Origin of the sequence: Streptomyces sp. NBC_00569, from assembly GCF_036345255.1 — a bacterium.
Taxonomy (GTDB): Bacteria; Actinomycetota; Actinomycetes; order Streptomycetales; family Streptomycetaceae; genus Streptomyces.
Map to the genome: position 1 here is coordinate 2,869,573 of NZ_CP107783.1, position 14,239 is coordinate 2,883,811.

10 protein-coding genes are annotated in these 14,239 nt (G+C 71.3%); 3 read left to right on the forward strand and 7 right to left on the reverse strand.

Annotated elements, in window-relative coordinates:
* Positions 1 to 26 precede the first annotated feature (26 nt).
* Positions 27 to 1,241, reverse strand: a complete 1,215-nt coding sequence (locus OHO83_RS12995) for a cytochrome P450 family protein (protein WP_330279481.1) — start codon at positions 1,239 to 1,241, stop codon at positions 27 to 29.
* 137 nt (positions 1,242 to 1,378) lie between these two features.
* Here OHO83_RS12995 and OHO83_RS13000 point away from each other — a divergent pair, with 137 nt between their 5' ends.
* Positions 1,379 to 1,819 (forward strand): SRPBCC family protein, encoded by a 441-nt coding sequence (locus OHO83_RS13000; RefSeq protein WP_330279482.1) that lies wholly within the window; start codon positions 1,379 to 1,381, stop codon positions 1,817 to 1,819.
* A 34-nt stretch (positions 1,820 to 1,853) separates the two neighbouring features.
* Here OHO83_RS13000 and OHO83_RS13005 read toward each other — a convergent pair whose 3' ends face one another.
* Positions 1,854 to 3,317: a hypothetical protein gene (locus tag OHO83_RS13005; RefSeq protein WP_330279483.1), complete on the reverse strand. Its 1,464-nt coding sequence runs from the start codon at positions 3,315 to 3,317 to the stop codon at positions 1,854 to 1,856.
* An 85-nt stretch (positions 3,318 to 3,402) separates the two neighbouring features.
* Here OHO83_RS13005 and OHO83_RS13010 point away from each other — a divergent pair, with 85 nt between their 5' ends.
* Positions 3,403 to 5,190, forward strand: coding sequence for a hypothetical protein (locus OHO83_RS13010; protein WP_330279484.1), 1,788 nt, complete (start codon positions 3,403 to 3,405; stop codon positions 5,188 to 5,190).
* Here OHO83_RS13010 and OHO83_RS13015 read toward each other — a convergent pair.
* The 5 genes from OHO83_RS13015 to OHO83_RS13035 all read right to left on the reverse strand — a co-directional run bounded on the left by OHO83_RS13015 (position 5,139) and on the right by OHO83_RS13035 (position 12,047).
* Positions 5,139 to 6,314 carry an XdhC family protein gene (locus tag OHO83_RS13015; protein WP_266675186.1) on the reverse strand — a complete coding sequence of 392 codons (1,176 nt, stop codon included), beginning with the start codon at positions 6,312 to 6,314 and terminating at the stop codon, positions 5,139 to 5,141. The two genes, OHO83_RS13010 and OHO83_RS13015, sit on opposite strands and share 52 nt — an antisense overlap.
* A 55-nt stretch (positions 6,315 to 6,369) precedes the next feature.
* A complete protein-coding gene (locus OHO83_RS13020; RefSeq protein ID WP_330279485.1) occupies positions 6,370 to 7,827 on the reverse strand; it encodes an NCS2 family permease in 1,458 nt (485 codons plus the stop codon).
* Positions 7,828 to 8,132: 305 nt separating this feature from the next.
* Positions 8,133 to 10,532 (reverse strand): xanthine dehydrogenase family protein molybdopterin-binding subunit, encoded by a 2,400-nt coding sequence (locus OHO83_RS13025; protein ID WP_266675184.1) that lies wholly within the window; start codon positions 10,530 to 10,532, stop codon positions 8,133 to 8,135.
* 4 nt (positions 10,533 to 10,536) lie between these two features.
* A complete protein-coding gene (locus OHO83_RS13030) occupies positions 10,537 to 11,157 on the reverse strand; it encodes a (2Fe-2S)-binding protein (RefSeq protein WP_330279486.1) in 621 nt (206 codons plus the stop codon).
* On the reverse strand, positions 11,157 to 12,047 hold the full coding sequence (locus OHO83_RS13035) for an FAD binding domain-containing protein (RefSeq protein WP_266675182.1): 891 nt from the start codon (positions 12,045 to 12,047) through the stop codon (positions 11,157 to 11,159). The genes OHO83_RS13030 and OHO83_RS13035 overlap by 1 nt, the downstream gene beginning before the upstream one ends.
* A 336-nt stretch (positions 12,048 to 12,383) precedes the next feature.
* On the opposite strand from OHO83_RS13035, the gene OHO83_RS13040 reads away from it, so the two are divergent.
* On the forward strand, positions 12,384 to 14,114 hold the full coding sequence (locus OHO83_RS13040) for a PucR family transcriptional regulator (RefSeq protein WP_330279487.1): 1,731 nt from the start codon (positions 12,384 to 12,386) through the stop codon (positions 14,112 to 14,114).
* The last annotated feature ends 125 nt before the right edge of the window (positions 14,115 to 14,239 follow it).

The window sequence follows — 14,239 nt, forward strand, 5'->3', positions numbered from 1 at the left end:
ACCGCCTCCCCCGGCTCACCCGGGTCCTACAGCGTGAACCACAACTCGCTGTAGCCGTGGCCGATGAAGGACTCCACATGCGGGGCCTCGCCCTCGCTCACGTCGAGAGCCAGGCCGGGGAAGCGCTCGAACAGAGCGGGCAGCGCGATCGCCGCTTCGAGGCGGGCCAGCGGGGCACCGACGCAGAAGTGGACGCCGTACCCGAAGGCGAGGTGCTCCTTGTCCACGCGCGTGACGTCGAAGGATCCCGCGTCGTCGCCGTGGCGGAGCGGGTCGCGCCCCGCCGAGGCGTACGTCGCGAGGATCGCGTCACCCTGGGGGATCTTGACGCCGTCGGGCAGCTCGATGTCCTCGACGGCGTACCGCAGCGGCAGATTGGCGATCGAGGGGGCCCAGCGCAAGGTCTCCTCGATCACGTCGCTCCAGGGGATCTCGCCCGCGAGGACGCGGGCCAGCTGGTCGGGGTGGCTGAGAAGGGCCTGCACGGCGTTGCCGATGAGGTTGACGGTCGTCTCGTGGCCGGCGCCGATGACGAGCAGCAGCGTGTCGATGAGCTCCTGCTCGGTCAGGCCCGAGCCGTCCTCTTCGTCGCGGGTGGCGATCAGGACGCTGGTGAGGTCGTCGGCGGGCGTCTCGCGCTTGAGGGCGACCAGGCCGCCGAGGAGCTCCTGCACCTCCTGCCAGACGGCCATGGCCTGCTCGGGTGTGACGGTGGTGTCCATGATGCCGGCGATGAGGCGGGCGGCATCGGCCTGCCGGTCCTCGGGCAGCCCGAACAGCTCGCAGATGACCTGCATGGGCAGCGGGTGCGCGTATGCGGCGCGCAGGTCGACGCGGCCGTCGGGCGACTCGGCCATCCGGTCGAGGAGGCCGGCGGCCAGCTCCTCGACACGGGGGCGCAGGCCGTCGGTGCGGCGCTTGGTGAACGCGGGCGAGATCAGTTTGCGCAGGCGGCGGTGGTTGCTGCCGTAGGCGGTGAACATGTTGGTCACGCCCACCCAGGAGTTGACCCAGGTCTCGCGGAACTCCCCGTTCATCCAGGCGGGCCAGTGCTGGTTGGGGTCCTTGGACACGCGGTCGTCGGCGAGGAGCTGCTTGAGGACCGCGTACCGGGTCGGGGCCCAGGCGCGTATGCCGCCCGGGAGTTCCACGAGTGCCGCACAGCCGTGCGTGCGCAGCAGATCGGCCTCCGCGTGGAGGCCGCGGCCCGCGGGGTCGATGACGTGGGGGGCGTGTGCCATGTGCGCTCCAGCCGGTGTGGGGGGATCATGATCAAATAGGCACAACAGATCGTAGGGTCTTAGGAGTTAGGAAGCACGGAGATCCGGCGCGCGCCGGGCAGCGCCGGGAAGGGCGCCCGCGGTTCTAGGATCCGGGCGTGGCCTTCTTCCGAATCACCCGTGAATCGCCGCTTTCCGCCGCCGAGGCGTGGCGTCGCATGACGGACTGGGAGCGGCACGGGGACGTCGTCCCCCTCACCCGCGTCAGGCTCGCGACCCCGCCGCCGACCGGCGAGGGCACCGTCTTCGTGCCGCGGACCGGCGTCGGGCGTCTCACCTTCGAGGACCCGATGGAGGTCGTCGACTGGGCGCCCCCGTACGGCGATTCGGCCGGGCTGTGCCGCCTGGAGAAGCGCGGCATCTTCGTCACGGGCTGGGCCGAGATCGAGGTGGCGCCGTACGGCGCCGGGTCCCTGGTCGCGTGGCGCGAGGAGATCCGCGTGGGCCCGCTGCCGCGCTGGTGCGACCCGCTGCTCGCGAGGGTGGGCCGCATGGTGTTCGGACACGCCGTCAAGAAGCTGCTGCAGTACGGGAATTGAGACGACCGAACAATGACGTCTCTCTTCCGGTCACTCACCCTTTTCCGATGACGCGTCTGGCGCCCGCGAGGACCGCCGTCGCCAGCGTCCAGCCGGAGACGACGAGGAAGACGGCGACGGCCTTGCCCGCGCCCTGCGGATCCCAGGAGCCCCGGTAGCCGAGGCTCGCCACGGGGATGAGCAGGTCGACGCTGTACAGGACCGGGTCCCAGGCCCGTTGCCCGGAGCCGCCGACCGCGCGCGGCTCGTGGTTCGCGAACCACAGGGAACCCGCGGCGGCCAGGGAGAGCAGCCAGACGAGCGCCCGGCGCGGAGCGTAGCCGTAGCCGAACAGCAGGTCCTGGACCAGGCCCCACGCGCGCCCCGACAGCCGGTCGAGGCGGCGCACATGACGCTCCCTGGCGTGCCGCACGATGCGCGCGGACCGCTCGTCGCCCGCGCTCTCGTACGACGTCGCCAGCTGCTCGAAGGAGCCCGCGCCCGCGTTCGGGTCGCGGGTCAGCCAGCCGATGCGGGTGCGGACGTCGACGGGTCCGGCGGTTTCGAGGCGCTTGTACGTGAAGCCCTCGAGGTTGAGCCGGCCCGGGGCGGGCCACGTGGCGGCCGAGTCCACGAGCACGTCGACGGCCGCGTCCTGGAGGACCACCGCGCCCGCCGGCGGTTCGCGCAGATCGAGGCGCAGCCGTGGCACCCGGAGCCGGCTCAGGAGCAGCGCGCCGGCGGGCGCGTCGACGACACTGTCGTGGAACGTGACCACGCCCTCGATCGTGGCGGCGCGCAACAGCACCTGCCCGGCGCTGCGGAAGCCCCAGTCGGCGTACAGGCCGCGCCCGCAGGCGAGTCCGGTGCCGTCCAGGCCGCCGACGTCCGCGCCGTCGAGGTTGAGGGCGTAGGCGATCTGGGCGTCCCTCAGATAGAGGGCGCCGGAGGCCGTGAGGCCGCGCGCGTGGACCGAGCCCGACACGTCCAGGCGGGGGGCGAGCAGGGACCAGGGGCCCGAGTCGGCGACGGTGAGCTGTTCGACGACGAGGTTGCCTTCTATGCGCGCGTCGGCCAGTTCGACAACGGCCGAGGTGGAGTCCTCCGGCAGCCGGCGCGGCACTCGGGGGCCGTCTCCGGCCGCGGGCGGGCCGGTCAGCGGCCGGGGTACGGGCGTTCCGCTGCCGAGCGCCGCCCTGGACAGCCGCAGGTCGCCGTCGACAGTGATCCGGTTCGCGTGCAGGGCAGGCGCTCTCGACCCCGACAAGTCCAGGGCGCCGACAGTGAGTTCGGCGAGGCGAAGTGGCTCGTCGAAGACGCAGTCGACCAGTTCGAGCGCGGAGTCGACGCGGCAGCGGGACAGGTCCAGCTGGCCGCGTACGCGCAGCCCCTCGAATCTGAGCGGGCCGCCGGTGCCGTCCTCGTGCCCGGTGATCTCCTCGCGCAGCCGTGCCGCGTCGACCGTGTCACCCGGCGCCGGGCGCCACCTCGGGCGCCTGCTCCCCCTGAGACGTGCCATCGTCGCCTCCCCCTTCTCGTCGTCCTCGCAGGAGATATCACGCGAGGGCGAACACGCGCGCGGTCCTTGCGGTGATACTGAATTGATGGACGGCTCCCCGCAGTTCGCCCGGTTCGGTGCGCGCACCGCCGCGTTGCTCGACCAGTGGCAGCAGCAGAATCACCGCCCGCTGACCGCCCCGGCCTGGCTCGACACCGGGGGCAGCGGCGCGTCCCTGGCCTCCGTGTTCGTCCGGGACAGCGATCCCGGTCGCACCAAACGCCGGATGATCATCAAACTCTGCTCCCCTGACGGCGACTCCTCGATGGAGCCGGGGCGGCTCATCGCCGCGCGGCGGTCCCTGCCCAACGGCGACCCCTCGTTCCCCCGCGACCATCTCGTGGAGCAGCTCTACGATCCGATGCCGGTGGACGACGCCTGGCTGATGTTCCAGGGCTTCGCGGGCAACGACGAGACCATGGTGACGCTCAGCACAGTCCTGCGGCAGCGGCGCCTGCCCGGCGTCGCGGCGCAGATCACGCGGTCCCTGCTGGCCGACTGGAACCCGGACGAGAAGTGGGACGGGGAGATGACGGCGGCCGCGTTCGTCTCCGAGCTCCTCGACCGGCGTCTCGAACCGGCGGAACCACTGGCCGTCTGGGTCCGCGACAAACTGGGCCTCGGCCTCCGAACCGCGTGGATCAGACCGGGCCGCGCCAACGCCGCCCCCTTGCCCAACCCCGTTCATCTGAAGGGCAGTTGCCCCCTGGCGGAGCGCACTCTCGACTACCCGATACGCGGCCGGGCGCACGGCGATCTGCACCCGGGCAACATCATGGTGCCCAAGGAGCCCGACGCGGACATCGGCCGCTACGTCCTGATCGACCTGTCACGGTTCGACGAGCGGGCGCTGCTCGCCCGTGACCCCGTGCATCTGCTGCTCTGTCTGGTGGCCGACTTCCTGCCGCACATGTCCGACGACGCCCGCGCCGAACTCCTTGACCTGCTCGTCGGCCGGGACACCCCCGGTCTGCTGATCCCCCAGGGTCTCGCCCGGACCGTCGGCGAGGTGCGCAGTGCGCCGGACGCCTGGCTGCGGCAGCGCACCGTCTCGGGCCAGTGGGCCGGCCAGTGGCTCCTGTCGATGCAGGCGTGCGCGTTGATGTTCACGGCCCGCGTCCGGTACGACGCGCGGGACCGGTGGTGGTTCTTCCGGCTCGCGGCGGAGGCGGCAGGCGCGTACCTGAGGTCGGTCGACGCGTACGAGCCGGGTGAGGCGGTGCTCGTGCCGGGGCCAGGGGAGGCCGAACCGGCAGTGACGGTGGTGGCCGCGGCGAAGGTACCGGAGCAGGTGGGACCGCCTGAGGCAAGGCCCGGATCCAGGCCCGCGCCCGACCGCCTGGGCGTCCCCGCCCCTGCCCGGGAGTCCGTCGCGGCCTCCTCTGAAGCCGCCGGCGACGGATCGCCCCCGGACAACACACTCGCGGGGCTCCTCGTGGACCTCGACGACACCTTTGAGACCCAGCTCAGAGCGCTCAGGCAGCAGGAGGCGGGGTCGGTCACCGTCAGGGCTCTCGGGCTCATCAGGGAGCGGGCCGACCGGGGGCACGGTGGGCTCAAGGCGTTACTCGTCGCGCAGGACGACACCTTCGGCGAGGAGGCCCGCGGCCGTCTCGACGCGGTCCTCGGGAAGCTCACCCATGTCGCCGAAGCGGCGAACGACCCGGGCCTCTCGCACCAACAGCCCTCATTTGTCCGGGACTTGGCCCACCGCGCGCTCGTCATGGCGCTCGACGGGCTGCTCGGATCCGTACGGGAGACGGAGCTGTGGTTCCGGACCGGTCAGGCCACCGACCCGATCCGTCCGGAGGGCGCCCGCGCTCCGTCGGGGTGAATCGGCGTGTGGGCGCCCGTCAGCGCGACGCCGCTTCCGCCGCGCCGGTTGGCGACGATCTCCGAGGCGATGGACAGGGCCGTCTCCTCGGGGGTGCGGGCGCCGAGGTCGAGGCCGATCGGCGAGCGCAGGCGGGCCAGTTCGAGCTCGGTGACGCCGACGTCACGCAGGCGTTCGTTGCGGTCGAGGTGGGTGCGGCGGGAGCCCATCGCGCCGACGTAGGCGACCGGCAGGCGCAGCGCGAGCTGGAGGAGCGGGACGTCGAACTTGGCGTCGTGGGTGAGGACGCACAGGACGGTGCGTCCGTCCGTCCGCGTGCGCTCCAGGAACTTGTGGGGCCATTCCACGACGATGTCGTCGGCGTCGGGGAAGCGGGCCGGCGTCGCGAAGACGGGGCGCGCGTCGCACACGGTCACGTGATAGCCGAGAAACTTGCCGATCCTGACGAGCGCCGCCGCGAAGTCGATGGCCCCGAAGACGATCATGCGGGGCGGGGGGACGGACGACTCGACGAGGAGGGTGAGGGGCTGACCGCAGCGCGAGCCGCTCTCGCCGATCTCCACCGTGCCGGTGCGTCCGGCGTCGAGGAGCGCGCGGGCCTCGCCGGCCGCGGTGCGGTCCAGTTCGGGGTGGCCGCCGAGACTGCCTTCGTAGTCACCCGCGAAGCCGCTCCCGGCGTCGCTGCCGTCGTGCACGAGGATGGCGCGGCCCATGAGCTCGGCGGGTCCCCGGGTGATGCGCGCGACCGCCGCCGCCCTTCCTCGGGCGGCGGCGGACAGCGCCGCCGCGAGCACCTCCCGTCCCGGGGTGTCCGCGCGAACCGGGGTGACCAGGATGTCGATGATTCCGCCGCAGGTGAGCCCCACGGCGAAGGCGTCGTCGTCGCTGTAGCCGAAGCGTTCGAGGACGGTCCCGCCGTCCTCGAGCGCCTGCCGGCACAGTTCGTAGACGGCGCCCTCCACGCAGCCGCCGGAGACAGAGCCGATCGCGGTGCCGTCGCTGTCGACGGCGAGTGCGGCTCCCGGCTGCCGGGGCGCGCTCCCGCCGACGGCCACCACGGTGGCCACGGCGAAGTCGCGTCCCTGCTCGACCCACCGGTGCAGCTCTTCGGCGATGTCCAGCATCTCTAGGTCTCCTTGTCGGTTGCGTGGAGGGCGCGGGGCCCTCTCGGGCCGGGCGTCAGTGGACGCCCAGCCATCCTTCGATCGGGTTGAGGGCGAAGTACACGAGGAAGATCACCGTGAGGCCCCACATGAAGGCCCCGATCTCCCGGGCCTTGCCCTGGGCGATCTTGATGGCGACCCAGGAGATGACGCCCGCGGCCACACCGGTGGTGATGGTGTACGTGAAGGGCATCAGGACCACGGTCAGGAAGACCGGGATCGCGGTGGCCCGGTCCGCCCAGTCGACGTGCCGGGCGTTCATCATCATCATCGCGCCGATGACGACGAGCGCGGCGGACGCGACCTCCTGGGGGACGATCGCGGTCACCGGGGTGAAGAACAGGCAGGCGGCGAAGAAGAGTCCGGTGACGGCGGAGGCGAGACCCGTACGGGCCCCTTCCCCGACGCCCGTGGCGGACTCCACGAACACGGTCTGGCCCGAGCCGCCGGCGACGCCGCCGATGGCACCGCCCGCGCCGTCGATGAACAGCGCCTTGGACAGGCCCGGCATCCGGCCCTTGTCGTCGGCCAGCTTGGCCTCGGTGCCGACGCCGATGATGGTGGCCATCGCGTCGAAGAAGCCGGCCAGGACCAGCGTGAAGACGATCATGCCCACGGTCATCGCGCCGACCTTGCCCCAGCCGCCGAACTCGACATGGCCGAAGAGCGAGAAGTCGGGCGTGGAGACCGCGCTGCCGTGCAGCTCGGGGGCTCCGTTGGCCCACTGCTTGGGGTTGATCACGTCGAGCGCGTTGAGGATCATCGCGACGACGGTGCCGGTGATGATGCCGATGAGGATGGCGCCGGGGGTGTTGCGGGCCTGGAGCATGAAGATCAGGAGCAGGGTGCCCGCGAAGAGCAGGACCGGCCAGCCGGCGAGTTCTCCGGTGGAGCCGAGCGTGAGCGGGGTGGCCTTGCCGACCTGCACGAAGCCGGACTTGTAGAGGCCGATCAGGGCGATGAACAGGCCGATGCCCATCGTGATGCCGTGCTTGAGCGCGAGCGGAATCGCGTTCATGATCATCTCACGGAGGCCGGTGACCACCAGGAGCATGATCACCACGCCGTACATCACACACATGCCCATGGCCTGCGGCCACGTCATCTCGGGGGCGACCTGCGAGGAGATCACGCCTGAGACGGAGAGGCCGGCGGCGAGTGCGAGGGGCACCTTGCCGACGAAGCCCATGAGGAGCGTGGTGAACGCCGCGGCGAAGGCGGTGGCGGTGATGAGGGCCTTCTGGCCCATCGTGTCGCCCGCCGCGTCCTTGCCGGACAGGATCAGGGGGTTGAGCAGCAGGATGTACGCCATGGCCATGAAGGTCGTGACGCCGCCGCGCACCTCACGCGGCACGGTGGATCCTCGTTCGGATATGTGGAAGTACCGGTCGAGCCAAGACCTGCCGGCCGACGGACGCGAGCCTGCGCCCGCGTCTTCGGCGGTGGTCTTCGGCTCCAGAGACTGCTGGGTCATGGTGCCTACTCCCAAGGTTCACAGGGACACCCGCACGAACGTGGTTGGAGATCGCGGGATTTGGGATGATGCGTGGGCTGCACGACCCGGGGGACGGCCCGAGACGAACGGGGTAATGCGTAGCTGTGTTACGCAAGAAACCGTGCTGCTGGTGTTGTGCCGGTTGGTGCTGGTGGAGCTGGTGGTGCCTTCAGTGCTGGTGGTGCTGGAAAGAACCGCGAGCGGTGCGGTACTTGAAGGCTCCGGACGGTGCGGGCTGGGAAGTGTGACGTTCCTGGGAGGCACGCACCGTCCGGAGAGCTTTGTCAGGCCGGGCCCGTTCCCGTGAGGTGCTCGGGTCGAACCGGGGTCCGGTCGAGCTCCAGGCCCGTCGCGTTGCGGATCGCCGCGAGGACGGCCGGCGTGGACGACAGGGTCGGGGCCTCGCCGATGCCGCGCAGCCCGTACGGGGCGTGGTCGTCGGCGAGTTCGAGCACGTCGACCGGGATGGTCGGCGTGTCGAGAATCGTGGGGAGCAGATAGTCCGTGAAGGACGGGTTCCGGACCTTCGCGGTCTTGGGGTCGACGACGATCTCCTCCATCACCGCGATGCCCATGCCCTGGAGGGTGCCGCCCTGGATCTGTCCGACGACGGACAGCGGGTTGAGCGCCTTGCCGACGTCCTGGGCGCAGGCCAGCTCGATGACCTTGACCAGGCCGAGCTCGGTGTCGACCTCGACGACGGCGCGGTGCGCGGCGAACGAGTACTGCACGTGACCGTTGCCCTGACCGGTGACCAGGTCGAAGGGGACAGTGGGCCGGTGGCGCCACTCCTCCTCCACCTCGACGACCTCGCCCTCCAGGACCTCGACGAGATCGGCGAGGACCTCGCCTCCGTCGGTGACGACCTTGCCGCCCTCCAGGAGGAGTTCGGCCGTCGCCCACGCCGGGTGGTAGGTGCCCTTCTTCCGGCGCCCGATCTCCAGGACCTTCTCGCGCACCAGCTCGCAGGCGTTCTTGACGGCGCCGCCGGTCACGTACGTCTGCCGCGACGCGGACGTGGAGCCGGCCGAGCCGACCTGCGTGTCGGCGGGGTGGATGGTCACCTGCCCGACGCCCAGCTCGGTGCGGGCGATCTGCGCGTGGACGGTGATGCCGCCCTGGCCGACTTCCGCCATGGCGGTGTGCACGGTGGCGACGGCCTCGCCGTTGATGACCTCCATGCGCACCTTGGCGGTGGAGTAGTCGTCGAAGCCCTCGGAGAAGCCGACGTTCTTGATGCCGACCGCGTAGCCCACCCCCCGGACGACTCCTTCGCCGTGCGTGGTGTTGGACAGACCGCCGGGCAGCTGGCGCACGTCGGAGCCCTCGCTGGACTCCCACTGACGCTCCATCGGCAGCGGCATCGCCTGGACACGGCGCAGCAGTTCGGCGACCGGGGCCGGGGAGTCGACCGGCTGGCCTGTCGGCATGAGCGTGCCCTGTTCCATGGCGTTGAGCTGACGGAACGCGACCCGGTCCATGCCCACCTTGTCGGCGAGCTTGTCCATCTGGGCCTCGTACGCGAAGCACGCCTGGACCGCGCCGAAGCCGCGCATGGCGCCGCAGGGCGGGTTGTTCGAGTAGAGCGCGATCGCCTCGATGTCCACGTCATCGATCACGTACGGACCGACGGAGAGCGACGAGGCGTTGCCGACGACCGCCGGCGAGGCGGAGGCGTAGGCGCCGCCGTCGAGGACGATCTTGCACTTCATGTGCGTGAGCTTGCCGTCCTTGGTCGCCCCGTGCTCGTAGTAGAGCCTCGCGGGGTGACGGTGGACGTGTCCGAAGAACGACTCGAAGCGGTTGTAGACGATCTTGACCGGCTTGCCCGTGCGCAGCGCCAGGAGGCAGGCGTGGATCTGCATGGACAGGTCCTCGCGGCCGCCGAAGGCGCCGCCGACGCCGGACAGCGTCATGCGCACCTTGTCCTCGGGCAGGCCGAGGACCGGGGCGATCTGCTTGAGGTCCGAGTGCAGCCACTGGGTGGCGACGTACAGGTCGACGCCGCCGTCCTCGGACGGCACGGCGAGACCCGACTCGGGGCCGAGGAACGCCTGGTCCTGCATGCCGAAGTAGTACTCGCCCTTGACGATGAAGTCGGCCTTCTTGGCGGCCTCTTCGGCGTTGCCGCGGACGATCGGCTGGCGGTGCACGATGTTCGGGTGCGGGACGTGGCCGATGTGGTGGTCGTCGCGGCCCTCGTGGACGAGGATCGCGTCCGGCGCGGTCGCGCTCGCCTCGTCGGTGATGACGGGGAGTTCGCGGTACTCGACCTTGATCTTGGCGGCGGCGCGGCGCGCGGTCTCCGGGTGGTCGGCGGCCACGATGGCGACGGGCTCGCCGTGGTGGCGGACCTTGCCGTGGGCGAGGACCGGGGTGTCCTGGATCTCCAGGCCGTAGTTCTTCACGTCGGTCGGCAGGTCGTCGTACGTAAGTACCGCGTAGACGCCGGAAGTCGCGAGGGCCTCGGAGGTGTCGATGGAGACGATCTCCGCGTGGGCGACCGTGGAGCGCAGGATCTGGCCCCACAGCATGTCCTCGTGCCACATGTCGGACGAGTACGCGAACTCGCCGGTGACCTTGAGGGTGCCGTCCGGGCGGAGCGTGGACTCGCCGATGCCGCCCTTGGTCCTGGAGCCCTGCGTGACGTTGAACGGGATGCCGGTGGTGCGTGTGTCGGCCATGGCGTCAGGCTCCCTGGCTCGGAACGGCTGCGGACTGGCGCGCGGCGGCGAGCCGTACCGCGTCCATGATCTTCTCGTAGCCTGTGCAGCGGCACAGGTTGCCCGACAGGCCCTCACGGATGTCCGCGTCGGACGGGTCCGGGTTGTGCTCGAGCATCTCGTCGGCCGCGACGAGCAGACCGGGGGTGCAGAAGCCGCACTGGACGGCTCCGGCGTCGATGAACGCCTGCTGGATCGGCGAGAGCTCGTCGCCCTCGCCGGTCTGCGAGTCGCTCGGCTTGGACTGCCACTGCTGGGCGTCCTGGAGGGAGGTGCCCGCCTTGCCCGCGTCGTCGCCGCAGGCGCCGCTCGCGCAGCCCCCGTGCTGGGCGCGCTGCTTGGCGAAGTCGGCGAGGCCCTCGACGGTGACGACGTCGCGGCCCTCGACCTGACCGGCCGCGACCAGGCACGAACAGACCGGCACCCCGTCGAGGCGGACGGTGCAGGAACCGCACTCGCCCTGCTCGCAGGCGTTCTTGGAGCCGGGCAGCCCAATGCGCTCACGCAGGACGTACAGAAGGCTCTCGCCCTCCCACACGTCGTCGGCTTCCTGCTGACGGCCGTTGACCGTGAAATTGACGCGCATTACGCGACTCCCTCCGTGCTTGCGGCGGTGCCGCGGTACGACTCCCAGGTCCACGTCAGGGTGCGGCGGGCCATGATGCCGACGGCGTGCCGGCGGTAGCTCGCGGTGCCCCGGACGTCGTCGATCGGGTTGCAGGCGGCCGCGCAGAGGTCCGCGAACTGCTTGGCGACCGAAGGGGTGATGATCTTGCCGTTGTCCCAGAAGCCGCCCTCTTCGAGCGCCGCGTTCAGGAACTCCTCGGCGGCCTTGGCACGGACCGGGGTCGGCGCGGCCGAGCCGATGCCGGTGCGGACCGTACGGGTCTCGGGGTGCAGCGCCAGGCCGAAGGCGCACACGGCGATGACCATCGCGTTGCGGGTGCCGACCTTGGAGTACTGCTGCGGGCCGTCGGCCTTCTTGATGTGGACGGCCCTGATCAGCTCGTCGGGGGCGAGCGCGTTGCGCTTCACACCGGTGTAGAAGGCGTCGATCGGGATCCGGCGTGAGCCGCGTACGGACTCCACCTCGACCTCGCAGTCGGCGGCGAGGAGCGCGGGGTGGGCGTCACCGGCGGGCGACGCGGTGCCGAGGTTGCCCCCGACGCCGCCGCGGTTGCGGATCTGCGGCGAGGCCACCGTGTGGGAGGCGAGAGCCAGGCCGGGCAGCTCGGCGCGCAGATTCTGCATGATCTTGGTGTAGGGGACGGAGGCGCCGAGACGGACGGTGTCCTGTCCGACCTCCCATTCGCCGAGCTCCCCGATGCGGTTCAGGTCAAGGAGGTACTCGGGGCGCCGGTGGTCGAAGTTGATCTCGACCATCACATCGGTGCCACCCGCGAGCGGCACAGCGGTGGGGTGCTCGGCCTTGGCGGCGAGCGCCTCCTCCCAGCTGGCGGGGCGAAGGAAGTCCATGAGCGGCTCTCTTCTTCGTGATCTCGTGGTCGGTCGTTCGAACGGATCGAGCCACGGGATGTGCGGACCTCGAAGGCTCGTTCATGTGCTGTTTACGTGGAGTGGGCTCAGTACACAGCGCGGCACTCCGGCGTGGTCAGTCACGGAAACCATGAAGGAGTTGGCTGGCCAACCGGGACGTCTTGTAGATTCATATAAACGGCGGTCACCGGAAACCTCACCGCTTCCCCCTGGAAACGCAGAACCACGCGCAACACGGACGCGGCGCCCGGGGAGCGGCCACGGCCGCCTCACCTTCAGACAGCACAATCTTCGAGACAGATCGGCGGCAACGAGATGCGGCTGCGCGCCCTACTTGATACAGACGCGCTGGGCCTCAGGCTGCTCGGCGGCGAGGACGAACTGGACCGCACCGTGCGCGGTGTAATGACCACGGACCTGCGGGACCCCAGCCGCTACCTCTCCGGCGGCGAGCTGGTCCTCACCGGACTCGCGTGGCGCCGCGACGCGGCGGACGCCGAACCGTTCGTCCGCATCCTCGCGACGGCCGGCGTGGCCGCGCTCGCGGCCGGTGAGGCGGAGCTCGGGGACATCCCCGACGACATCGTCGAGGCGTGCGCGCGCCACCGGCTCCCGCTGTTCGCGGTGAACGAGTCCGTCGCCTTCGCGACGGTCACCGAGCATGTCGTGCGCCAGGTCTCGGGCGAGCGGGCCGGCGACCTCGCCGCCGTCGTCGACCGGCACCGGCGCCTCATGACGTCCGGCCCGGCTGGCGGCGGCCCCGACGTGGTCCTGGACCTCCTGGGCACCGACCTCGACCTGCGCGCCTGGGTGCTCTCCCCCGCGGGCCGCGCCATCGCCGGGTCGAGCGCGGCGGGCCCCGAGCTGTCCGCCGCCGTGTGCGCCCGTCTCGCCGCCGAGCACCTGGCGGCCGCACGCACCGGGCGGCGCGGGCCGCACCGGGTGACGATCGACGCGGGCGGCGCGAAGCGTCTCGACGAGGGGCGGCGGCCGGGCGACGCGGCGGGAGGCACGACGTACTCGCTCTTCCCGATCCGCAGCGCGGGCCGCGGCGCGACGCCCGCCTCCCGCGACGTGCGCGAGACGGTCCTGTCCGACTGGCTGCTCGCCGTCGAGGCGGACGCGAGCGACTGGCCCGAGGAGCGGCTCGACCTGCTCCAGGGCGTGACCCAGCTGATCGCCGTCGAGCGCGACCGGCGCGACGCGGCCCGCACCGTGCGCCGCCGGCTCGCGCAGGAGGTCCTCGAACTGGTCCAGACGGGCGCCGCCCCCGCCGAGATCGCCGCACGCCTGCGCGTCGCCGCGCCCGTGCTGCTCCCCGGCCTCGGCGCCGCCCCGCACTGGCAGGTCATCGTGGCGAAGGTCGAATGGGAGGGCGGCGACATCGAGGGCGGCCCGGTCGCCCAGTCGCTCCTGGAGGAGATCCTCGTCGACCCCCTGTCGGCCGGGCCCGAGCCCTCCGACCGCATCGCCGTCGCCCACAACGGCGACGAGGCCATCGCCCTCGTGCCGCTGTCCGCCGTGCCGGACGAGCACGACGGGGCGGAGACGGGGCTGCACGCCGACGCGCTCCTGGACTCCGTACGCGACCCGCTGACGGCCGGCCTCGCGGACGACGGCAGGCTCACGCTGGGCGTCAGCGCCGCCGTGCACTCGGCGGAGGGGCTGCGCGGGGCCCTGGAGGAGGCCCGGCACGCCCGTCGCGTCGCCGCGGCCCGTACGGGGCGCGTGTGCGCCGCGGGCCACCAGGAGCTGGCCTCGCACGTCCTGCTGCTGCCGTTCGTCCCGGACGACGTGCGCCGCGCCTTCACGGCCCGCCTCCTCGACCCGCTGCGCGACTACGACCGCAAGCACCGCGCCGAACTCATTCCGACCCTGGAGGCGTTCCTCGACTGCGACGGTTCGTGGACACGCTGCGCGAGCCGTCTGCACCTCCACGTCAACACGCTGCGCTACCGCGTCGGGCGGATCGAACAGCTCACCAACCGCGATCTCTCGCGGCTCGAGGACAAGCTGGACTTCTTCCTGGCCCTGCGTATGAGCTGAACTCGGGCCCCCCGAGGGGGGTTTCGAACCCCGCCCGCCACCCCATGCGTTTGTGAAATCTTTCACCTACCCCCTTGGCCGAGTGCGCACATCCATGCTGAGATGCGCGCACGACAGCTCGGCTC